Origin of the sequence: Cytophaga sp. (genome assembly GCF_051961495.1) — a bacterium.
Lineage (GTDB): Bacteria > Bacteroidota > Bacteroidia > Cytophagales > Cytophagaceae > Cytophaga.
Genome location: NZ_JBQCDF010000167.1, coordinates 1 through 23,878, shown reverse-complemented (window position 1 = coordinate 23,878; position 23,878 = coordinate 1). Strand labels below are relative to the sequence as shown.

Below are 23,878 nucleotides of genomic sequence, written 5' to 3'. Positions count from 1 at the left end.
TGCTTCCTATATCGATTTGTCAGATGGTGCCTGTTTTTCGGTCTGTTATAATTTGTATGGCCAAGGCAATGATCACAAGCAATGCACACCCGAGCGCATTTAGCCACAGGTAGGCCATGATATCTTCCATCCAGATCGCGATGATAATTATTTCTGTAATAATGGCAGCATAAAATACAGCACTTCCTTTAATCCGTTTTAAATAAAACGCTACTAAGAATATTCCTAAGATGTTGCCGTAGAATAAAGAGCCCAGCTCATTTACAGCTTCAATAAGATTACCAACTTTGCCGGCATACAATGCGACTACTACACAAAATATACCCCAGGCTGCAGTTGCCCACCGTGATGCATTCAGGTAGGTTTGTTCGTTGCCTGTTGTGTTGATAAAACGCTTGTAAAAATCGATTACACTGGTTGACGCCAATGAGTTGATGCCGCTGGCCGTTGAACCCATGGATGCCAGCAGGATGATTGCAATAAGAAGACCAACTAAACCTACTGGCAGGTACTTCGTAACAAAACTCAGAAACACATAATTGGTATCGTTGTCGTCTGCCTGCTTATTATTTTTTAACATTAAATCTTTGGCTTTGGATTTTATAACTTTAGCCAGAGAGTCATCGGCTTGTAATTGTTGTCGGGCTTCCGCGATTGCTTGTTTATTGTCATGATCAATAGCTGTGATCAGTGCAGCAGCATGCTGTTTTTTGTATTCATATGTTTGTACATGTTCACTTTCCAGCTGCTGGTAATCTTTTCCGTAACGGCTTTGTTCAATTCTGTTTACTTCTGTTTGATTGAAGAATAGCGGGGGCGTATTGAATTGATAAAACACAAATACCAGGATGCCGATCAGCAGAATCGCAAACTGCATGGGTATCTTGATCAAGCTGTTCATGACCAACCCAAGTCTGCTTTCTTTAACAGACTTTCCGGTCAGGTAGCGGCCAACCTGTGATTGATCGGTGCCGAGGTAGGACAGCTGTAGAAAGAAACCTCCAATGATACCTGACCAGATGTTGTATTCATCCTTCAGATCAAAATCTGTTGTGATTGCACCCAGTTTATTCATCTTCCCGGCAATCTGCAATGAATCGATAAAACCAATCTGCTCAGGCAACAGATGTACAACCATAAAAGCTGCAATAAGCAGACCTGAAAAAATAATGACCATCTGGAACATCTGTGTATACGCTACGGCTTTTGTGCCACCGTAAACAATATAACTGATTACAATGCTGCCTGTAAATAACGTTGTATAGGTAATGTGTATGCCAAGAATGGCTGACAGAATAATTGCTGGTGCATAAATCGTAATACCTGTAGACAAGCCGCGTTGTAATAAAAAAAGAAAGGCGGTGAGTGATCTTGTTTTACTGTCGAAACGATTTTCTAAATATTCGTAGGCCGTATATACATTCAGCGATCGGAAGATCGGGATAAATGTTTTGCATAAAATAACGGTTGCAATGGGTAAACCAAAATACAACTGTACAAAGCCCATGCCGTCACTATAAGCCTTACCCGGCAAAGCAATGAATGTGATGGCACTTGCCTGTGTAGCCATCACAGACAAACCTACCTGATACCACGGCAATTCATGGTCTGCCAGCAGGTAGCCTTCAATATTGCGGGCTCCTCTGCTTTTCCATAATCCGTAAGCAACAATGCTCAGGATCGTTATTGCCAGTACATACCAATCTATAATACTCATTTGAAATAATTCGTAAAAATATAGAACAGGCCTATGGTGACTACCAGAAAGCCAATGATAAATACATATACATTATTCCATGTATTCAGAAAAGGTGGTTTATCTTCCTGTTCAGGCATATTATTTATTTTCCGGAATGCTTAATAAGTTTATAAACAAGCGGTATGCGCCGGGAACGCCGGCCGGCAGCTCGCGGAAGAATACCAGGCCAGTATAAACAAAGTTCCCTTTTCCATATGGTGTCACGATTAAACTGCCTTCGTGCGGTTTTTCATTGGGGTCATTCAAGGATAACATAGATTGATAATGTGTATCTGCTTCCGTTGCAAAATAAATTCCACGTTCCTGAATCCATCCGTTGAAATCGGTTGAATTGATCTTATTCGGATATTGAAATACAACGTGCGCCGGTTGCAGGATACGCACTTCTGCCTGCTCATCTGTTACGCGGTCTCTGGAGATCGTAAACGGATAGGGGCCGATCTTTGCCAGCAACGGACCGATACGGTTGTTCGTGTTGTATTGCACAACGAGATTGCCGCCTTGTTCCACATACTGCATCAACGTTTTATAATATATCTGTAAGCGGTCGTTTGTATTATATGCACGGATACCTGTTACAATAGCATTGTATTGTTTCAAATCACCTTTGTCTAATAAATCATCCGTTAAGATCGTGACGTTATAACCGACTTGTTTCAGGCATGCCACTACATCGTCGCCCGCACCGGGGATATAGCCTATATTTTTTCCCGCTGTACGTAGATCCATATGCACGATAGTAGCTTCTGCATCTGTTAAAATGAATTGATATGGAATGTGGTCGTATTCAATACGGGTAATTCCTTTGCTAAAACGTTCTCCGTTTACGTTTATGAACGCAGAAATTTTTCCGCTCAGACTGCTCGCCGAAGGCTGAATGGAAATTGTAATAAGTGCTTCATCGCCTTTTGCATTTAGTTTGAAGGAATTGTTTGCAGAGGTTGCTCTCCAGTCTTCCGGCAGCTGCCAGTCAAGCGTTCCGCTGACGTTGGCCATATTGGCTTTTACAACAAAGGAAATATTTTTAGGAAGCGTATCATTGAATACATATACACGCTCGGCAATATTTATCATAGCTGCCGGAAGGATTTCGAGCGGACGGTAAATTTCTCCTTTAACCGGGTCAGTATATCTATACACAACCGGACGTGTAACGGATAATTGTAAACCCTCTATGGTTACTGTAAATACAACAGTTGCCGCAGGATCATTCTTCGGTTTACCTATTAGCAGCGGATTTGAAACGGTATACAATCCCGGGCTATGTTTTTGATTAAGCCAATATGGATTTGAATACGAAAATTCTTTAGGCAATTTGTCCGCATGTTTCAATGTATACAGTTCATTTGGTTTTAACGTCAGCGTACATGCAGTATCCTGATTAATATAACGGATTGCATTTACAGTTACCAGGTTTTTATTCCTGTTAATGATCTGTACGGTAGTAGCAATATCATTGCCGGGGATTGCTATGTAATCTGCAGCATAGGCTTCCATCCACAAACCCGAAGATGCAAGCAGCAGCTCTTCAGTTTCTTTCAGTGCATATTTTTTCCAGGAACGTAAGGTCGCGTCTGTTTCATTCAATGCTTGCAGTTGTTTGTAAAAGGCCACCAGATCCGTCACGATTAACTGAGGCTGCTGAGCATTGTATTTGGCAATGATCTTGTCGAGTGATTTTGAAAGCTTCGCTGCCGCAGGGAAGCGGTTCCAGCTGATATTGATGTTTTCAAAAATATCTTTTGAAACGGAATCGCCACCCAGTTGCTTAAAGTATTCGATTGTTTGGCCGCGGGTCTTCGCTGTGCCGAAGCCCTGGCTTTTGTGCATGGACCTGTTTTCGGAAGCAAGCTCTCCGTATGATTTTCCTAATAACGGGTTATAACCCCCGATGTCAATTTTTATCTGGCTCTCGGATGTGGTGTTGATTGTACCAAAGCTGAAGGTATTCCAGAAGATGCGTTTGGCCTGCCATACTTCTGTATATTTTAATTGCTCGGGAAAACGTTTAGGATCTGCTGCTGCAGTGAATGCTTCAATGGCAAGTATGGCAGAAGCTGTGTGGTGCCCGTGGCCGCCTTCACCGGTTGTAGGGAAGCGGGTGATGATCACATCAGGTTTAAAATTACGGATTACCCATACAACATCTGCGAGTATACTGTCTTTGTTCCAGAAGCCAAAAGTCTCGTCAGGATTTTTTGAAAACCCGAAATCATTTGCACGGGTGAAGAATTGTTCTGCCCCGTCGATATGTCTTGCTGCGAGCAGCTCTTCTGTACGGATGAGACCCAGCGGTTCGCCCTGCTCCTTACCGATCAGATTTTGTCCGCCGTCGCCTCGTGTTAGCGACAGGTAACCGGTTCGTAGCTTGCGTTCGTAAGTAAGATAAGGAAGGAGACGTGTATTTTCATCGTCGGGGTGTGCTGCAATATACAATACCGATCCAACGGTATTTAATTTATGAAGCTTTTGGAGAATATCTGCAGAAGATACGGCTGTTGATTGTGCCTGCAGATAGCTGCAACGAAACAGTACCGCAAGGAAAAGGATCAGTATTCTTTTCATGAAATGCTAAAAGATAATATGGAAAGACAAGGTATAAAAAACATGTTTGTATAACAACACGTCAGAAGTTCTTTGAAATATGTTAACTTGTTACAATTGAACTTCTTAAAAAGTTCATTATTGCTGGTTGTATAAAATAATATGCTTGATAGTCAGAGCTATTATTTTTATAAATGAGGTTATGAAGGAAGGCTTGACAAGCGCAGTATGTGCTGCTTATAAAAAATCACTGGAAGCCTTGAATCCGTTTAGTACCCCTAAAACAACCAAACGAAAACAAAAACTTCCAGCTTTATCTTAAATGACTATGTAGTGCTTATTTTTTCCAGCCACCACCTAATGAACGGTAGAAGTATACCATTGCATTGATCTGATTTTTTTTAGTTTCAATAAGTTCCATTTTTGATTCCAACGCATCACGCTGCGTTAATAATACTTCCATATAATCAGCTCTTGCAGAAGCAAACAAGCCTGTTGAAATGGTAACAGATTCATTCAGTGCCTGTACTTGTAATGCCTGTAGTTCGTAGCTTTTACCCAGGTTGTTGATTTTAGCCAATTGGTTTGCTACTTCGATATAAGCATTTAACAATGTACGTTCATAATTATATGCTGCCTGTACCTGTTTTGCGTTCGCACCCAGATACATTGCTTTAATTTCTGCTCTGTTGATCAATGGTGCTACTAATGTTCCGCCTAAAGAAAAGAGCATGGATTCCGGACTGCTGATGATAAGCTTCGGATTGAAGGCTTCATAACCAATGCCGCCTGTAATGCGCAATACAGGGTAGAAGTTTGCTTTAGCAACCTTAACATCAAGTTTTGCAGCTTCCAGTTGTTCTTCAGCTTTTTTAATATCATAACGGTTTTGTAATAATTGCGAAGGAACACCAGCATGTATCGTATCCGGAATGATGTTGATGAATGATGCTGAATTTCTTGTGATCGGTGTTGGATACCTACCCACCAGGAAGTTCAGTCTGTTCTCTGTTTCAACGATCTTCTGCTGGATGCTGAACTGAAGGCTTTGTGTATAATATACCTGTGCTTCAAATCGGCGTACAGCCAACTCAGAAACTCTGGCAGATTGCTTTTCCATACGTACGGTTTTAAGGGCGTCGTTCTGGATGGCAATGTTCTTTTTTAAGATATCAAGTTGATTATCCAGCGCCATTAATTCATAATAGGTGCTTGCTATTTCAGAAACGAGATTGGTTATCATGAAATTTCTTCCTTCAACAGAAGCCAGGTATCTGTGCACAGCAGCACGTTTGGCATTGCGTAACTTTTTCCAGATATCTACTTCCCAGGATAGGTTTGCACCAATCATATAATCAGGCAACACCTCGGGAATGGATTTACCTGGTTCAATCTCAACACCCGGCGTATTATCGATCGCACCATAACGGGTATGTCTTCCGACTTTTTCCACACCTGCTCCAACACCAATATCAACTGTAGGGAAGATCCGTCCTTTACGGGCTCTTACTTCAGCCTGTGCGATGTTGATTTCATACAGCATGATGTTCAGCTCCTGGTTGTTCTGCAGGGCAGTATCAATCAAGCCAATCAGATTCGGATCTGTAAAATACTTTTTCCAGTCAACCTCTGCAGTATTTACTGTGTCCTTGGTATTTTGAATTTTGGCGTTTGCAGTATCCTGCGAACCGAAGTTCGCAGGTACATTTTTGTTGGCAGTCTTTTGTGTAACAGAAGGGGCACATGCCCAAACCATTAGCGCCAGAGAGGCTGCTATAAGGCTTTGATATGTGGTTTTTTTAAACATGGTGGTTCTTATCTTCACTTAATGGATCAAAATCTTCATCTTTAATCATTTTGCGGCCTTCAGCAATACTGCCGAAGATGTAGTACAATCCCGGGACGATGATTACCCCGAATATAGTTCCGAATAACATACCTCCGAGAGAAGCAGCTCCGATTGTCTTGTTACCGATAGCACCCGGGCCATGGGCAAAGATCAATGGAATCAAACCTGCAATGAAGGCGAACGAAGTCATCAAGATTGGTCTGAAACGGGCTTTGGCACCTTCAATGGCAGCTTCCAGCACGGTCATTCCTTCATTGTGCTTCATCACGGCATATTCCACGATCAACACGGCATTCTTACCAAGCAAACCAACAAGCATAACCAAGGCAACCTGGCCGTAGATATCGTTTGCCATACCAGTTGTTTTGATTAACAGGAAGGCTCCGAATACCCCTGCCGGTAAAGACAGGATTACAACCATCGGAAGAATGAAACTTTCATATTGTGCTGCAAGTACCAGGTACACGAATACCAATACAATCAGGAAGATGTATACAGCTTCATTTCCACGGGCAACCTCATCTTTCTGAAGACCTGACCAGTCAATGTCATAACCTTTAGGAAGGGTAGTGGCAGCTACTTCCTTGATTGCTTCAATCGCTTCACCACTACTGTATCCGGGCGAAGGAGAACAACGTATAGAAGCTGTGGTATACATGTTATATCGGTTGATTTCATAAATACCCTGTGTCTTCTTGATCTTCATGAAAGATGAATAAGGAACTTGGTCTCCTTTATCATTTTTTACATAAAGCTTCAGAATGTCTGTAGGTAATTTTCTGAAGGATGGATCAGCCTGAACGAATACTTTAAAGAAACGACCGAATTTAATGAAACCGATATCGTATGTACTACCGATCATGATTGAGATGTTGTCCATGGCACGTTTGATGGAAACACCTTTCTGCATCGCCAGCTGGTTATCAATCTCCAGCTCGTACTGCGGATAGTCGGTTCTGTAGAATGTAAATAATGCGGTTAATTCTTTTCTCTTCTCAAGGTCCTTCATGAACTTCTTCGTAACACCATCCAGTCTCTCGTAATTGATGGTGGTGTTTTTATCCAGCAGCTGCAGACCAATACCACCGGCCGCTCCATAACCGGGTACCGCAGGCGGACCGAAGAATTCTATTTTAGCTCCCGGTATCTCCTTGGTCAGTTCTTCCAGCTCTTCAATGATCTCAACAACCGTATGATCTCTGTCATTCCATGGCTTTAAGTTGATCAGTAAGGTACCGGAGTTGGATCCACGTCCCTGTGTTAAAATCTCATATCCGGCCAAAGCTGATACAGATCGTATACCTTCAATTTTTTTACAGGCTTCCTGTAACTGTCTACTGACCTCATATGTTCTTTCAAGTGTAGAACCTGGAGGAGTCTGTAATACGGCATAGATCATACCCTGATCTTCAGACGGTACGAAACCTGAAGGAAGGATTCTTGTAATGCCTAATGTGAAAACAGAGAAGGCGATCAATAAACCTACGGTTACCATTTTTCTGTTGGCAATTACACGTAAGATGCCAACATATTTGCCGGTAACTTTTTCGAACACTCTGTTGAATGAATCGATAAAGCGGTTCATCATTGTTTTCTTTCTTGGCTGGCCATGTGTATTTTTTAAGATCATGGCACACAATACAGGAGTAAGCGTTAAGGCTACAACCCCTGAGATAACAATAGATGAAGCCATGGTAATGGCAAACTGTCTGAAGAAGATACCTACCGGACCGGTCATGAATGCTACCGGAACGAATACAGAGGTCATCAATAAGGTGATGGCAATGATTGCGCCGCTGATTTCTCCTAATACTTCTTTTACAGCCATGTAAGGAGAACAGTGCTTCTCTTCCATCTTCGCATGGACGGCCTCCACCACAACAATGGCATCATCGACCACAATACCGATAGCAAGTACGAGTGCAAAGAGTGTAATTAAGTTGATGTTCAGACCGAATGCCTGCATCATGAAGAACGCACCAATCAAGGATACCGGAACGGCCAGGATCGGAATAAGCGTTGAACGCCAGTCTCCAAGGAAAATGAATACTACAATCGAAACCAGAATAAAGGCATCTCTCAGGGTATGGATTACTTCTTCTGTTGATGCATCCAAGAAAGTAGATACGTCATAGTTAATCTCGTAATCAATGCCGGGAGGGAAAGTCTTTTTAAGTTCTTCCAGTTTTACTTTCAGTTCTTCAATTACTTCTGTTGCATTACTACCAGCAGCCTGGTTAATAGTGATCGCCGCAGAAGGGAATTCATCTTTGTTTGAATAGATATCATAATACTCGCTGCCTAATTCTACGGTTGCTACATCTTTCAAACGTAATACCTCACCTTGTGAATTGGCACGGATGATTACATCCTGGTATTGTGATTCAAATTCATATCGGCCTGGATAAGTCAATACATACTCAATTGCTTCTGATGCTTTGCTATCTGCTCTACCAATCCTTCCCGGAGAACCGATGATACTTTGCTCACTCAGCGAAGTCATGATTTCTTCCGAAGAAATATTATAGGCTCGCATACGATCCGGATTTAACCATACACGCATGGAGTACTGGCGGCTACCAAGGATACGGGCAAGACCCACACCTTTCACACGCTGTAATTCAGGGAGCATGTTAATGTAAGTATAGTTGAAGATATACTTCATATCTACCTTGGATGTATCTTTACCGTACACATCGACATACATCAGCATGTTTGGCATCAGACGCTGTACAATGATACCTTCCAGCTGTACAAGCGGTGGAAGACGCATCTTCATCTGCTCAATACGGTTCTGGATATTTACCAGCGCCTGGTTGGGGTCGGTTCCCAGATCGAATACAATCTGTAAGTTGGCCTCACCAGAACTGGCACCTGTAGTAAACATGTACTTCATGCCCGGAACACCGTTGATGGCCTGTTCAAGCGGGATAAGTACAGAGTTTGTAAGTACGGTTGAACTGGCTCCCGGGTATGAAGCATATACCACAATCATTGGTGGCGCAATATCCGGGAACTGAGATTTGGGTAAGGTTTTGATTGCCAGCAAACCCATGAACATAATCACCAGCGAAATTACAATCGCCAATGCTGGTCTACGTATAAACTGTTGAAACATGTTATGTCTTTTTTATACCTGAGTTATGAGTTATGTTATTCGGCAAGCAGGTTCAAGTGTGTGATAACTTCTTTAGGATCTTTAAAGTCGTATGTGATCTTGTCATTCTCATTCACAAGACGCAGACCTTCAAGAAGGATTTTATCTGTTTCCTTAATACCGTCAGTAACCACATATATATTTGGTAATTCGTAGCTGACTTTGATTTCTCTTGATTTGATCACATTGTCTTTATCTACTACATACACATAACGTGCGTTAAGAACTTCGAATGTCGCTTTTTGCGGGATAAGCAAAGCACCTTTAAGCGGTACTTCTACAACTACGTTACCCGTTTCACCGTGTCTTAAAAGTTTATCCGGATTCGGGAATGTTGCTCTGAATGCAATGTTACCTGTTTCATTGTTGAAATCTGCTTCGATTGTTTCAACAATACCCTGGGAACCGAAGATATTGTTGTTGGCCATTCTCAGCTTTACTTTCATTTTATCATCTTTTTTAAGATTGGTTTTGTAATCCAGGTATTCAGCTTCCGGAACGTTGAAGTATACCCACATCTGGCTGATATCTGAAATAGATGAAAGCAAGTCTCCTTCATTCAATAAACTACCTCTTCGTACATTCAATCTATCCATGATACCGTCAAAAGGTGCTCTGATTTCTGTGAAGCCAAGGTGAACCTGAGCCAATGCTAATTCAGCTTTTGCTTTGTCAAGTTTTGCCTTTGCCATCAAAAGTTCGCTTTTTGAAACCACGTTGCTGTCTGCAAGTGCTTTTGTAGTCATATATTCAACTTCTGCAAAATTCATCTCTGCCTGTGCTTTTTGTACATCTGCTTTGTACATGATCGGCAGAATCTGGAACATTAATGTACCTTGTTTTACAGATTTTCCTTCATCAACATAATAATCCTGAAGGTATCCTTTTTCCAGTGCTCTCAGTTCAATGTGACGAATGGCACGTATCTGACATACATATTCTTTGGTTGTCAGGGTATCTCTTTTTAATGGACTTGTAACAAGTAGTTTTGTTTGTTCCACTTTGTGGTGGTGCTCGCCGCAACCTGTTTGAAATAGTACTGCTGCAAAACATAGCAGCATGATAGATTTTTCCCGAAGTGCTTTCACCGGGGAAAACGGATTTGTTACGCGCATAATATTGCTACGAGAATTTGTGGTAAATTTCATTGTAGGGGTATATTAAGGTTAAGTATTGATTTGATATATAAGGGTTGGCTTAATGCAGGAGGAGTGTAATGTATTCATTTATAGGGGTTTTAAAATTTTATATTAAATATGAACTCTTTATTGAAACATCCGTATACTAATACTTTTTCTTAAAAATATATTTGAAAAATGTGGCAATTCTGAACTTAAGAGGTTTTTTTTGATTTTTTCATGGCTAAACAAGCAATTATTTGATTAGCAATTAAATAACAAACGCCAGAAAGTTCTTCCAGAAAATGTATATAGATTACTTTACCTGAAAATTGGTAAGAAATGAAATCCAATTCAAAAATTAGTATTTAAATAATTAAAAAACAATATCCCATTTCCGGATATAAATGAGAGGTTTACGGATCAGTAATACTTTTTTGAAGTTATTGGAGCCAAGAATATCAATATGGGTCTCTGTATGATTGCACCCCGGGTCATTACAGGTAATTTCACGGGTTTGAACGTGTACATCACGGGGAATATCTTCAAAGGCCAACACCCATTCAAGGATTTTGGAATGAATAACTTTATTATCCGGATCGCGGGGATTTACAAACATGAGCACTTATTCTTTACTAAAGGTTACAAGTTTCTTTTTGCCGGAAAACAACGTCAGCATATTGTTCTTTAATATGAACATGTTGGAATTTGAGAGCACTTCTTTCATGTAATCCTCAACATCCATATATTCTTTCTGGCAAAACTTTCTTGTGGAAAGAATAGTTCCGAAGTGTATACTGTCATCATCAACCACACAACTGGTACGGATTCTATTGCAGCCAACGAAGCCCGTAGTCATGCCGTCTGCATCGATTTGGATCGTTACACCCTGTTTTTTAGGATAAGCATCTTTGCGTACTGAATGAAATTGCACGACATTCCATTTGCCTACCAGAGATTCTGGGATAGATGTCGACTCGTTCCATTTTGCAGATGCAGAAACAAAACAAAAAATGGACAGGATAATGGAAATATAGCTGGTTTTAATAATCATCATCCTCAATACTTTTTTTCACGTTTGATTTTGGTTTAACATAATAGTTCCACTTATATGCCTGTATGCGGGCGATACTGTTGGTAATATCTTCATTTACCTCCTGCAATACTCTTTTTGTTTCAAGTTTTAAATCTGTCTGGATCATTGGAACTTCAATAGCTTCAGTTTCTGTGCGCATGGTCTTTTTCCCATTGGTATTTCCCATATATCCCGATTCTTTGTTGAGGGTATAGTAATGCACCAGGCGTTTTACTTTACATCGTAAACCGGTTTCAGAATAATAAAAGATATAATCGAATGTCATGTAACAGTTTGAATACACAGGCTTATGGGTATTTTTTAACATACCCCGCGATTTTAATTTTGAAGTTACACGAATCTTAAATGAATGCGTGGTGGAGTCCACTCCAACAATCTTATATTTCTCAAAATAACAGCTGTCAAAAAAACGTTTGGCGAGAAATAACGTGCTATCCCAGGATTTTGGATTGGTGAATTTGATGTCAAAATAATAGCCATAATCTTTGCCTGTGCTGTCCAGTGGTGGCGGACCAGGCTTTTTTGCAAAGGAAGTGAGAGAGAGTATGATAAAGCCGATTATGAATAAGAATGATTTCATGCAGGGAATATTCGTTTAAATTTTTCTTTTTAAAAGGGGAAGATTATGGTCCCCAAATTACATTTTATTATTGAAAGAGCACTAGCTGAATTACGAAAAGAGGAACTGATATATGTTAATTCTAAGATTAAAGTTAAAAATTCACCACTAAACGATTTTTTTTTGAACGATTTTAAGATTTTCAATTTAAATATTTTATCTTGTAGGGAAATTCATAAATGAATCCATTTTTTTACATTAATGCTTGGCAATTTATATTACTACCCGATGAGTGCATTAACAGTGACGCAAGACAAATTAGGTAAAACGTACCACAACCTGGAATTTCTTTTAGATTGCTTCAAAGAGGTACTGGTAGAGAACGGAGAGGAAGAATTAGCGCGTTACATTCCCTGGATCAATAAAAAAGGAAAGGTAAGCCCTGATTCGATTACAGAAAAACATATTCAGGTCTATTCAATTGCTTTCCAGCTATTGAACATGGCTGAAGAGAATGGAGCTGTAAAATTGCGTCGCAAGCATGAGAGTGAAAAATCTCTTGCAAGTGTTAATGGTTTATGGGGTAAGAATCTGCAGATGCTCAAGCAAAAGAAAATAACGCAGGAGCAAATTGCCGAAGAATTATGTAATGTGCGGATTGAGCCTGTATTGACAGCCCACCCGACTGAAGCTAAGCGTACCATCGTATTGGAGCACCACAGACAATTGTATCTGCTGTTTCTGCGTTGGGAAGATTCTACTTATACTGAACTTGAAAAGAACGAAATCCGCAGAGAGATAAAACTAACGCTTGACCGTCTTTGGAGGACCGGTGAAATTTATCTTGAAAAACCAGATTTAAGTTCTGAACGTTCAAACGTACTTCATTACTTAACAACAGTATTCCCGGAAGTTGTATCAATCCTTGACCGCAGGTTAGGTATGGCCTGGGAGCAGATGGGCTTTGATCCGGAGCTGATAATAACCTATACAAAATTACCTAAAATCTCTTTTGGTAACTGGGTAGGCGGTGACCGCGACGGTCACCCGCTGGTAACAAGCGAAGTGACCAGAGAAACACTTGAACTGTTTCGTCTGAATGCATTTATTTTAATGCACAGACAATTACAGAAGCTGGAAAAGAATTTAAGCTTTACCTGCCTGTTCAAGGAAACAACCAAGCCGCTGCAGAAAAGAATCAATGAGTTGCTGGATGAAACAAACAAACATCATTTGTTGGAGAACGAATCCAATAACAGAGAGATTTTCCGTTTTTACATTGAATTATTAATGATGAAACTTCCTTTGCAGGAAGAAAAAGGATATGGTTTGAGTTTACATGAAAAACCATACAGCTACAACGATTCGCTTAAGTTGATCGATGATCTGGTAATTCTGCGTGATGCTTTGATTGCGTGGGGCGCAAAATCCATAGCGTATAATGATGTGCGTGAAATGGCTCGTTTGGTACAAACGTTTGGTTTCCACCTGGCACATTTGGATATCCGTCAGAACAGTAAATTCCATGACAATGCGATTGCTCAGTTAATGAATGCGGCGTCTATGGATGGCGATCGCTTCCTCACATTGAATGAAGAAGAACGTTGTAAATTCATTAATAAAGAATTACTTTCTCTTCGTCCGTTCTCTTATCCGAACACAAAACTGGGGCCTGAAGCTGAAGCGGTAACATCATGCCTGCGTGTTGTTTCAGAGCATGTTGAAAAATATGGTACAAGAGCATTGGGTTCTTTGATTGTAAGCATGACGCGTTCTACTTCAGATTTGCTGGTGGTGTACCTGCTGGCAAGAGAAGCCGGACTCCTGATCAAAACAGAAAAAGGCATTGTATGTAAATTGCCAGTTGTTCCATTATTTGAGACGATTGAAGATTTACAGGGCAGTCCGCACATTTTAAGTAAATTCTTAGAACATCCGATTACTAAAAACAGTCTTGAGTATCATCGTTTGGATAAAGGTGAAAAAGAGAAAGTTCAGCAGGTAATGATCGGGTATAGCGATAGTAATAAAGACGGTGGTATTCTTGCCAGCCAGTCGAATCTGTCCAATACACAATTAAAACTGGTCGATGTTGGTAAGAAATATGGAGCACGCATCCGTTTCTTCCATGGCAAAGGTGGTTCCATCAGCCGTGGCGCCGGTCCTACACAGTGGTTCATTAAAACACTACCGCATAATTCCATTCAGGGAGATATGCGATTGACCGAACAGGGAGAAACAATTTCCCAGAAGTATGCCAATAAGATCAATGCTGCCTTTAATCTTGAATTGCTGGAAGCAGGTACCGCGGGTTATACGATTTTGCATAAACACACGAAACATAAGAAGAATCGTTTCGATAAGCACCTGGATTATTTAGCAGAGAAAAGTAAAGATTACTATACAGCGCTGATCAACCATAAAAACTTCATTACTTTTTTTGGTCAGGCTACTCCGATCGATGTAATCGAACAAAGTAAAATAGGTTCCCGTCCGGCACGCCGTTCCGGCAAGCGTACCCTGGCGGATCTACGTGCTATTCCATGGGTATTCAGCTGGGCGCAGTCGCGCTTTAATATCACCAGCTGGTATGGCGTGGGAAATGCATTGGAAACATTCTATAAAGAACAGCCGGAAGAATTTGAATATCTGAAAAAGATGGCTGCGAGTGATACGATCATCCGTTACATCTTTACCAATGTGGACACGAGTTTGGCAGCAACAGACGAAAAGATTTTCAGAAGTTATGCAACGCTTGTTGAAGATGAGGAAATCCGTACCGAGATCCTGGATATGATTGTGAAGGAATTCAATAAGACAAAAAAAATGCTTGCCTTATTATTCGACAACCCATTTGAAGTAAGGAGATCTTTCCATCATTATTCGAATGTGTTACGTGCAGAAGCATTAAATGATCTGCATTACGATCAGATTGAGCTGCTTCGTAAATGGAGAAAGGTAAATACTCAACCGCAGTCTGAAAAAGCCAATAAAATTCTGACTGAACTATTGCTTACCGTAAATGCAATTGCAGGGGCATTAAGAAATACTGGTTGATACCAAGAGCTATTAAAGCAAAAAAACACCATGCTGTATGCGTGGTGTTTTTTTTATGTTTATTTTTAATGCTAACTTAAGCAGGAATCACAACTCAATGGTGTGTTGGATGGTGGTGATACTTAATAGCAGAGTTTGAATAGGTTGGACATGTATGTTGCGGTGCACAAGAAGCAATTAAGCTTATAACGAGCGCAGTTAAAAAAACTATCGTATATTTCATTTGACAATCCTGTTTAGTATAAAGTATGCTGCTAAAGTATTAAAAAAAAAAATTACAACAAATTACAAACGTGATTTAATGGCAAAAAAAGAGCATAAAGGCCGAACCGGAGTAGTTTATTCAACCAATGATGAATTCAATTATTCGTATGAAGAGGTGCCGGAAATGGAAACCTTACCCGCTGATAAACAGAAGCTAAAGGTGATTCTTGATAGTAAGGGACGTGCCGGAAAAACTGTATCCGTTGTAACAGGATTTGTTGGCACAACGGCAGATTTAGAAGATTTAGGTAAAAAATTAAAAAATAAGCTTGGTGTTGGAGGCTCTGTGAAAGATGGAGAAGTTCTCATTCAGGGAGATTTTAAAGCCAGAATTGTATCTTTGTTAACTGAGATGGGATATAAAGTGAAGTAGAGCAGAGGTTTATTAACGGACTTTTTTTGTATCTTTTAATTTATTTTCAACACTGTTTTTATGTCAATAAGGATAAAGAGCATTGGTCACTATTGTGTTAATAAAATGGATATATTATATACAGAATCAATACAACTTTGAGGTGTATTTTGAGTATAAATAAACGTAACTATCAATTGTAAAGAAAACCATAATGAAAAATATTATACGCCCAACCTATCCAAAAGAATTCAGCATAGGTCTTATACTGCTAATTTTTATTATTGCCTGTTTTTTATCGCATCAGATTTTTGTTGTTCCTATTCATGATTTGAACCAGAACCAGGATATTTATATTGGGATGTTCCTTGCCAGTGTTGCAGTGATTATTATGGTTTTAATTCTTTGGGAAGAAATTTTGTTTCCGGTAAAATTGAAAGCAGTAGATGGCGGTATTGAATTCAGAAACCGTAAAAGCAAGCTAAGAATGCAGCTGATGATGTATTGCTGTATACCTCTTATTTTGGGTTATATTTATTTCAATTTCGAAGTTAAATGGTTTCGTTTCATATTGTGGGTGGCAGTATGTATGGTACCTCCGATCTTAGAAAAAATTATTTCCGGTGTAAACAATTATGAAGATTTTTTAAAACTGACAGATAATAGTATTGAATATAAAAACAACGAAAGGGAAGGGAACATCCTCATCAAGGATATTGTATATATATCGTTTATGAAGGATGAAAGAAATATTCTTGAAAAAATTAAACTGGTATTAAAAAATACAGAAGAGGTGATTATCGACCTGGATGAAATGGAGCTGGATGCTTTTTATGATTCTATTCAGACATTCGTTAAAACACATTACACACAATTATTGAAGTAAAGTGTTTTACTGGAATAATAGTTGTAAATCGGGATTCTTCAAAAAAAGAATCCCGATTTCTTTATATAGGTAATTCGGTAAGAAATTTTTTTATTTTCCATCCAGTCTGTTGTTTCAAGCGTTTTTAGCTTGCCTTCTTCTGTATAAGCGGGGATGAGTGTATAGATTTTATTGTTTATTTCCTCAGATTCAATTTTATCAACTTTATTATTTTGCAAAATAAAATTTATAAAATGATTAATAGTTGTTATAGAGTCGATCTTGTTCGCTGAATAATAATAGCGTGTTTGATAATATCCGTCGGCCCTGTCACTCGCTTCAAACCGCAATTCTTTTAAGGTGCCATTAGGGTTATAGGTGTAATACGTATAGTCATGTGTATCCATATAAAATCCGCCAATGCCTACCGAATCAATATCTCCATATTCGCTTGTGTCAATCCGTACATGATTAGGCGGACCAAAATAATATTCAACATATGGTGGGTTGTATGCATTGAGATCTAACGTGTCTAACAGGGCAGCCAGATCTTTAATCATATCTCCTGTTGATTTGATCGATATTGTGTCTGTATTAAAGTTGCTTGAAATAAGAATGATTTCCTGTTCCGTTGCGTCATTTTTTTATTGCAGCAGATTGTTGATAGAGTGATTAACAGGATAAGGTATATTGATTTCATCTTTATAACGTATGCTGAACAATCAATAGATTCTCGTATTGACCCGTCCTAAGTTTATAGTTTAAAGATAATCCTTGTTAATTGATATTAGCAAGGATTATTTGTTTATATGCTTGATTTGACTGTGAAAATATAATGTCAACTTATTTCAGGACGAGACAAGCATAACAAAAAAAGGGAAAGCAACCGCTCTCCCTTTTTTTGTTAGTGAAACTGAAGATTTAGTTTTTAATCAATCGGAATACTTTAGTTGTACCTGCATAATAGGCAGTAACAATGTAGATTCCCGTTGGTAAACCTGAGCCTAGGTATATTGTCTGATTTGTTTGTAAACCACTTGATTCCCATACTGTAATGCCACTGACATCTTTAATAGATATTGTTAAAGCTACATTAGATGCGTATGGAATTTTTACAGTAGTTTGATCTGTAAATGGATTTGCGCCCATAATTACTCCATTTACAGTAGATGCGCTGTCTACTTTAATCGTTACCGGGGCAGAAGTTGTTACTGCACCCTTGTTATCGGTTGCTTTAGCGGTAATGGTATAAGTTCCTGCAGCAACACCTGTCCATGTAAAATCATATGGAGCCAGAACATTTGTAGAGCCAGGTAACAACGTAGTACCGTTAAAGAATTCCACTTTGGCAATTGTACCGTCAGCGTCTGTTGCAACTGCTACCAGTGATAGAGAAGCCGGAGCTGTGTATGTAGTGTTGTTTGCCGGTGAAGTTAATGTAACAACCGGAAGGATATTGGTGACAGACGAAGTATCTACTTTAATCTTTACCGGGGCAGAAGTTGTTACCGCACCCTTGTTATCGGTTGCTTTAGCGGTGATGGTATAAGTTCCTGCAGCAACACCTGTCCATGTAAATTCATATGGTGCCAATACGTTTGTAGAACCTGGCAGTAAGGTAGTGCCATTAAAGAATTCCACTTTGGCAATTGTGCCGTCAGCGTCTGTTGCAACAGCTACAAGCGATACAGAAGCCGGAGCTGTATATGTTGCATTGTTTGCCGGAGTAACTAATGCTACAACCGGAGGGATATTGGTGACAGACGAAGTATCTACTTTAATCTTTACTGGCGCAGAAGTTGTTACTGCACCCTTGTTATCGGTTGCTTTAGCGGTAATAGTATAAGTTCCTGCAGCAACACCTGTCCATGTAAATTCATATGGAGCAGAGACGTTTGTAGATCCTGGCAGTAAGGTAGTCCCATTAAAGAACTCTACCTTGGCGATTGTACCGTCAGTGTCTGTTGCAACAGCTACCAGTGATACAGAAACCGGAGCTGTGTACGTTGCATTGTTAGCCGGAGCAGTTAATGTAACAACCGGAGGAATATTTGTTACCGTTGATACTTTAATTGTTACAGCTTCAGAAGTTGTTACTGCACCATTATTATCAGTTGCTTTAGCAGTAATAGTATAAGTTCCTGCAGCAACGCCTGTCCATGTAAATTCATATGGTGCCAATACGTTTGTAGAACCTGGCAATAAGGTAGTCCCATTAAAGAACTCTACCTTGGCGATTGTGCCGTCAGTGTCTGTTGCAATAGCTACCAGTGATACAGAAGCCGGAGCTGTGTATGTTGGATTGTTAGCCTGAGCAGTTAATGTAACAACCGGAGGGATATTTGTTACCGTTGATACTTTAATTGTTACTGGAGCAGAAGTTGTTACCGCACCATTGTTATCGGTTGCTTTAGCGGTGATGGTATAAGTTCCAGCAGCAACACCTGTCCATGTAAAATCATATGGTGCCAGGACGTTTGTAGAACCTGGCAATAAGGTAGTCCCATTAAAGAACTCTACCTTGGCGATTGTACCGTCAGCGTCTGTTGCAACAGCAACAAGCGATACAGAAGCCGGAGCTATGTACGTGGCATTGTTTGCAGGAGCAACTAATGCCACTGCAGGAGCAGAATTAGTTTGAGCAAGTGTATGTGTATACACAATTGCAAACATCAGTGAAAAGAGCGAGGAGAGGAGATGTTTTTTCATAATAAAATTTGGTTAGTTAGTTGAGTAAATTTTTATTAAAATTTTAGCAGCTGGGGTTTATCCGAATCAAAACGTAACTGCTTTTTAGAAAAGAGAATGTTGATTTGTTTTTATTAAATAAATTATATTATGTGAAAATTCGGTTATTCGAATAATTTATACAGTTTTATGTAATGGATAACAGATAAAAGGAAAAAGTAACCATTAAATTAGCTGTCTATGTTCTGGTTTTTTAAAATAAACGTGTGATTTCTTTTATTTATTTTTTTATAAGTAACTATAAATGTGAGTTTTAGTATTTATTTGTTGCTCAATAAATATTTTTTATCAGAGGTGGTAAACTTCCCGATATCAGTGTAATAAAAACGTGATTTTAATTCATAAATTAGAATTTAAAAATTATAAAAATGTTTTATTTCTTTTTGATTTATAGAATTATTTCAATTTGTTAAAATGACCAAACAGGGCTTTAAAAGCACTTTTGGTAAACATTTTATTTAAAAAAAACAGGCCTTTTAATTTCAGAAAAATAAAAGCCTTCAACAGAGTTCTCTATTGAAGGTTTTGTGTGATAAGTTTAATATGCTGTTTATTTTTTTGTAATCCGGGCAAGGTCTTCTGGCGTATCAATGCCAACGGTTTCTATTGTTGTTACTGCTGTGCGTATTGAATAGCCATTCTCTAACCAGCGCAATTGCTCAAGCGATTCTGCAAGTTCCAGTGCAGAAGGTTTTAAGGCAGTAATCTTCGCAAGAATATCCGGACGATAGGCATACATGCCTATGTGTTTAAAAAATGTATGATTATGAAGCCAGTCTTTCTTATCGGTGTATTGGCGCAGATATGGTATTGTCTGACGGCTAAAGTAGATGGCCTCACTTTTGGTATTAACCAGTACTTTTGGCGTGTTGGGGTTGAAGAGCGTTTCTTCGTCTTCTATTTTCTTGATCAGCGTAGCCAATTCTGCATCGGGCGTCAGAATGCCTGCGAGGGTGCGGATTTGTTCTGGTTGAATGAAGGGCTCATCACCCTGCACATTGATGATAAAATCAAAGCGCTGATTTAATTTCTGATAAGCTTCAAAGCAGCGATCTGTACCGCTTGGGTGTTCAGGTCTGGTCCGTACTACTCTTCCACCAAAACGCAGCACTTCAGCTTCAATCCGGTCATCATCGGTAGCAACTACCACTTCAGCAATTTCAGGGGTATTTTTAACCTGATCGTATACACATTGAATCATTGTTTTTCCATGAATGTGTACCAGGGGTTTTCCGGGGAATCGGGTAGAGGCATAACGTGCCGGGATAATGGCTACGATTGATAAAGAAGCAGACATGAATTTACTTTGAGTAGTATGGTAACGGTTTAATAAAGGCACTGAAAACTTTTTCTTACCTTTGTTCTAAATTTAATAAATTAATACTATGTCTCTATGCACACCCTCATTTTCTGAAGTATTTTCAGGCGTAATATGGAAAATTATTGCAGACAGCGAGCATGGGATGGTGTATGTAGAAACCCGGGATGGTGAAAAAAGAAAAGTCTTTTTTCATGGGATTGATCTGGCAGCGAAAAAGATTCGCTGGGCAGACTTATCTGTTCTGGATCCCTGGTGGAGCAGTTTGAAAGCGGCTGATAAAGGAAATGTGCTGCTTGTTGGCTTCAACGAGCCGGACATGCCCGAACAACGTGGCTTTGCAGTGATAGACGGAAAATCCGGCAAGCTGAAATGGGGTAAAACGGATGCCCAGGTAATGCATACAGAGCCTGATTTTATAATCATTACTAAAGACCAGGATGAAAATAATTACCTGAAGGTCGATTGGAACACGGGGGCTGTATTAAAAGAGGTTTCATTGAAAGAACTCTTTACAAATTTTAACAAGAAAAAAAGTACTGAAGAAACAGCTGTGCTGTATCCGTTTCATTTTGATGAAGAAAATTCTTTTTTTATCAAAATACAGCAATACATAGAAATTCTGACCCACCATAAGGCAATTCGAATGATAGAATATCTGGAGAAAGGCGATAAGGTGTTGATTTCTTATTATATTTACGAAGGTGAAAAAATGACTAACTTTATCCTTGTAGCGGATGAAAATGGTACGGTTTTAGTTCACGATAAACTTAAAGAAGGGGTATCGGGTATTGGAATGGATACTTTCTTCGTTATGAATAATGAATTGGTTGTAGTGAAAAATAATAATGAAATGTGTGCTTATGTTATTAAGTAAAAAAGTAATGAATAGATTTTTTTTAATCTTATGCGTGGTCATTTCTACAAGCTTGTATTCTAAAGCAGGTGTGTGTGATTCAATAGGCGTTGAAAGAAAGAACGGTAAACTATTTGTATTACACAGGATCGCTGCAGGCGAGACATTATACTCACTTTCCAGAAAATACAATGTATCTGTTGATGAGATCAAGCAAAATAATCCGGAAGTGGCATCAGGTTTGAAAGTGGGCCAGGTATTGTATGTGCCGAGTAATGCAGCTGTTCCGGCTGCTTCAACTACAACTACAGCAGGCGCTCAAAAACATACGGTAGCTGCAGGTGAAACATTATACAGCATTGCAACGAAATATTCCATCTCGGTTGATGAATTGAAGAAAGCGAATCCGGGATTAACAAATTCAATCAGTGTTGGACAGGAATTAAACCTTCCTTCCAAAGGTTCCTCGACTACATCGAAACCTGCAAATACAAAAACGGAAACTACGAAACCAGCAGTAAGCAAACAAACCATAGAGCATAAAGTTGAGTCGGGCGAAACAATGTACTCCATTGCCCGCAAATACAACGTAAGTGTTGAAGATATTAAAAAAGCTAACCCGGGTGTAGGTTCATTAAAAGTTGGCCAGACATTAAAGGTTGAAGGTGCTGAAGTAGCGCAAACAGCTGTTGCCACTACAAATCCTGTAAAACCTCCTACAACAACTACTACCACAACCACAACCACAACAACAACAACAACAACGGCAAAGCCCGCAACAACAACAACAACAAATCCTGAAGCAGACACTATCCAACTTCAGCAGGATAAGGTGAAACTGGAAACCATGCAACAGACACAAACAACACCAACGAAACCAACAGTGCCTGCTTCTGATTTTAAAAAGATTACTGAAAGCGGTTTTGCGGATCTGATGCCGGATAACCAGGACACGCCTAAATACCTGGCATATCATAAAACAGCTCCTGTTGGTACAATTATTCAATTGTCGAATGAATCCACTGGAATAAAAGTTTATGTGCGTGTGATCGGCAAATTAACAGATACAGGTGCAGACGGGAAAACAATCATACGCATTTCTAAAAAAGCGTACGAGCGCCTGGGAGGTACTGGTACACGCTTTTCAGCAACATTGATGTATATTCCTTAATATCTCTGAAAAGCAAGCTGTCATTATATATAATTAAGTACTTGATCCGGATTTTAGTTAAAATGAAAACTGAAATCCGGATTTTGTTTTATGAATAATCCTATGAATAAATATTCAAGAGATACATTATACAAATTATTGGAATCCAAGTATAAAGAATACAATACAGATTCTTTCATCGTACTGGACCCTGTTTGTATTCCGCATAGATTTACAAATAAACAGGACATTGAGATTACAGGCTTCATTGCCGCTGTATTGGCCTGGGGGCAGCGTAAAACCATTATCAATAAGTGTACGGAGTTGATTGAACGCATGGATGGTGCACCCTATCAATTTATTACGCAGCATGCCGATACTGATTTGAAACAGCTGGAAGGTTTTGTTCATCGTACGTTCAATGATACAGACCTGCTGTATTTCGTTTATGCGTTAAAAGAACTTTATACAGAATTTACGTCGATGGAGGAAATATTCCTGAAAGGCATGAATAAATCAGCGACCAATACTGAAGGAGGTTTGATCTCATTTCGTAATTATTTTTTTTCATTTGAACATCCGCAGCGCACGCGTAAGCATATTTCTTCACCGGAAACAAAATCTGCCTGTAAACGCCTGAATATGTTTTTGCGCTGGATGGTTCGCAAGGATAAAAAAGGAGTAGACTTTGGTATCTGGACAAAAATACAACCTGCCCAGCTGGTATGTCCATGTGATGTACATGTGGATCGGATTGCCCGGCAACTGGGGCTTATCACCCGTACCCAGGTAGATTGGCAAACGGCAGTTGAACTTACAGAGAACCTGAAAAAATTTGATCCCAAAGATCCGGTCAAATATGATTTCGCTTTGTTTGGAATGGGTGTGGTGGAAGGAATGATCTGACGTTCGTAAATTCCAAAATACAAATCTCAAATTCCAAACGGATAATAATAACATTTTTAGGAGCATTAAAATCGGCCGTGTTTATTCATGGATTTAATTCCCTGCGGTGAATGTGTTTTTTTTATTTGGAAATTTTCCATATGCAGGAGATGTAATACTATAAACAAATCGTGTAACACTTGTTCTTAAATTCTGTTGTAGATTTTTTATATCAAAAAACATAATTTATATGAATATTCACATCGGTTGCTCGGGCTATAATTATAAAGAGTGGAAGGAT

The 23,878-nt window shown here is 39.4% G+C and carries 18 protein-coding genes; 6 read left to right on the top strand and 12 right to left on the bottom strand.

Translation table 11 applies throughout. The features are described 5' to 3' along the window. Positions 1–19: 19 nt before the first annotated feature. The 9 genes from ACTHJT_RS08790 to ACTHJT_RS08750 all read right to left on the bottom strand — a co-directional run bounded on the left by ACTHJT_RS08790 (position 20) and on the right by ACTHJT_RS08750 (position 12,103). Positions 20–1,717, bottom strand: a complete 1,698-nt coding sequence (locus ACTHJT_RS08790; RefSeq protein WP_440237651.1) for a sodium:solute symporter — start codon at positions 1,715–1,717, stop codon at positions 20–22. Continuing rightward, entirely contained in the window at positions 1,714–1,836 is a 123-nt protein-coding gene (locus ACTHJT_RS08785) for a hypothetical protein (RefSeq protein WP_440237650.1), read from the bottom strand. The genes ACTHJT_RS08790 and ACTHJT_RS08785 overlap by 4 nt, the downstream gene beginning before the upstream one ends. A 1-nt stretch (position 1,837) precedes the next feature. After that, positions 1,838–4,324 (bottom strand): PIG-L family deacetylase, encoded by a 2,487-nt coding sequence (locus tag ACTHJT_RS08780; protein ID WP_440237649.1) that lies wholly within the window; start codon positions 4,322–4,324, stop codon positions 1,838–1,840. Positions 4,325–4,640: 316 nt separating this feature from the next. Beyond that, the gene (locus tag ACTHJT_RS08775; RefSeq protein ID WP_440237648.1) at positions 4,641–6,110 is read right to left on the bottom strand and encodes a TolC family protein; all 1,470 of its coding nucleotides are present in this window, start codon (positions 6,108–6,110) and stop codon (positions 4,641–4,643) included. Then, complete coding sequence (locus ACTHJT_RS08770) at positions 6,103–9,270, bottom strand: efflux RND transporter permease subunit (RefSeq protein WP_440237647.1); 3,168 nt, start codon at positions 9,268–9,270, stop codon at positions 6,103–6,105. The genes ACTHJT_RS08775 and ACTHJT_RS08770 overlap by 8 nt, the downstream gene beginning before the upstream one ends. A gap of 35 nt (positions 9,271–9,305) precedes the next feature. Beyond that, a complete protein-coding gene (locus tag ACTHJT_RS08765) occupies positions 9,306–10,424 on the bottom strand; it encodes an efflux RND transporter periplasmic adaptor subunit (protein WP_440237646.1) in 1,119 nt (372 codons plus the stop codon). A 379-nt stretch (positions 10,425–10,803) separates the two neighbouring features. Then, positions 10,804–11,046 (bottom strand): hypothetical protein, encoded by a 243-nt coding sequence (locus tag ACTHJT_RS08760; protein ID WP_440237645.1) that lies wholly within the window; start codon positions 11,044–11,046, stop codon positions 10,804–10,806. A gap of 6 nt (positions 11,047–11,052) precedes the next feature. Continuing rightward, positions 11,053–11,484: an META domain-containing protein gene (locus tag ACTHJT_RS08755; protein WP_440237644.1), complete on the bottom strand. Its 432-nt coding sequence runs from the start codon at positions 11,482–11,484 to the stop codon at positions 11,053–11,055. Beyond that, on the bottom strand, positions 11,471–12,103 hold the full coding sequence (locus ACTHJT_RS08750; RefSeq protein ID WP_440237643.1) for a hypothetical protein: 633 nt from the start codon (positions 12,101–12,103) through the stop codon (positions 11,471–11,473). Before ACTHJT_RS08750 ends, ACTHJT_RS08755 begins: the two co-directional genes overlap by 14 nt. Before the next feature lie 240 nt (positions 12,104–12,343). Here ACTHJT_RS08750 and ACTHJT_RS08745 point away from each other — a divergent pair, with 240 nt between their 5' ends. From ACTHJT_RS08745 to ACTHJT_RS08735, 3 genes are all read left to right on the top strand, one after another. Further along, positions 12,344–15,139 carry a phosphoenolpyruvate carboxylase gene (locus tag ACTHJT_RS08745; protein WP_440237642.1) on the top strand — a complete coding sequence of 932 codons (2,796 nt, stop codon included), beginning with the start codon at positions 12,344–12,346 and terminating at the stop codon, positions 15,137–15,139. Positions 15,140–15,440: 301 nt separating this feature from the next. Continuing rightward, positions 15,441–15,776 carry a translation initiation factor gene (locus ACTHJT_RS08740; RefSeq protein ID WP_440237641.1) on the top strand — a complete coding sequence of 112 codons (336 nt, stop codon included), beginning with the start codon at positions 15,441–15,443 and terminating at the stop codon, positions 15,774–15,776. A 193-nt stretch (positions 15,777–15,969) separates the two neighbouring features. Beyond that, a complete protein-coding gene (locus ACTHJT_RS08735; protein WP_440237640.1) occupies positions 15,970–16,641 on the top strand; it encodes a heavy metal transporter in 672 nt (223 codons plus the stop codon). Positions 16,642–16,679: 38 nt separating this feature from the next. On the opposite strand, the gene ACTHJT_RS08730 is transcribed toward ACTHJT_RS08735, so the two are convergent. The 3 genes from ACTHJT_RS08730 to kdsB form a co-directional block, all read right to left on the bottom strand. Beyond that, positions 16,680–17,180 (bottom strand): hypothetical protein, encoded by a 501-nt coding sequence (locus ACTHJT_RS08730; protein ID WP_440237639.1) that lies wholly within the window; start codon positions 17,178–17,180, stop codon positions 16,680–16,682. 361 nt (positions 17,181–17,541) lie between these two features. Next, complete coding sequence (locus ACTHJT_RS08725; protein WP_440237638.1) at positions 17,542–19,329, bottom strand: Ig-like domain-containing protein; 1,788 nt, start codon at positions 19,327–19,329, stop codon at positions 17,542–17,544. Positions 19,330–19,918: 589 nt separating this feature from the next. Then, a complete protein-coding gene (kdsB, locus tag ACTHJT_RS08720; RefSeq protein WP_440237637.1) occupies positions 19,919–20,665 on the bottom strand; it encodes a 3-deoxy-manno-octulosonate cytidylyltransferase in 747 nt (248 codons plus the stop codon). Positions 20,666–20,753: 88 nt separating this feature from the next. Here kdsB and ACTHJT_RS08715 point away from each other — a divergent pair, with 88 nt between their 5' ends. The 3 genes from ACTHJT_RS08715 (at position 20,754) to ACTHJT_RS08705 (ending at position 23,598) form a co-directional block, all read left to right on the top strand. Further along, the gene (locus ACTHJT_RS08715) at positions 20,754–21,563 is read left to right on the top strand and encodes a DUF4905 domain-containing protein (protein WP_440237636.1); all 810 of its coding nucleotides are present in this window, start codon (positions 20,754–20,756) and stop codon (positions 21,561–21,563) included. A 7-nt stretch (positions 21,564–21,570) separates the two neighbouring features. Further along, positions 21,571–22,713 carry a LysM peptidoglycan-binding domain-containing protein gene (locus ACTHJT_RS08710; RefSeq protein WP_440237635.1) on the top strand — a complete coding sequence of 381 codons (1,143 nt, stop codon included), beginning with the start codon at positions 21,571–21,573 and terminating at the stop codon, positions 22,711–22,713. Positions 22,714–22,815: 102 nt separating this feature from the next. Further along, complete coding sequence (locus tag ACTHJT_RS08705; protein ID WP_440237634.1) at positions 22,816–23,598, top strand: TIGR02757 family protein; 783 nt, start codon at positions 22,816–22,818, stop codon at positions 23,596–23,598. Positions 23,599–23,878 lie beyond the last annotated feature (280 nt).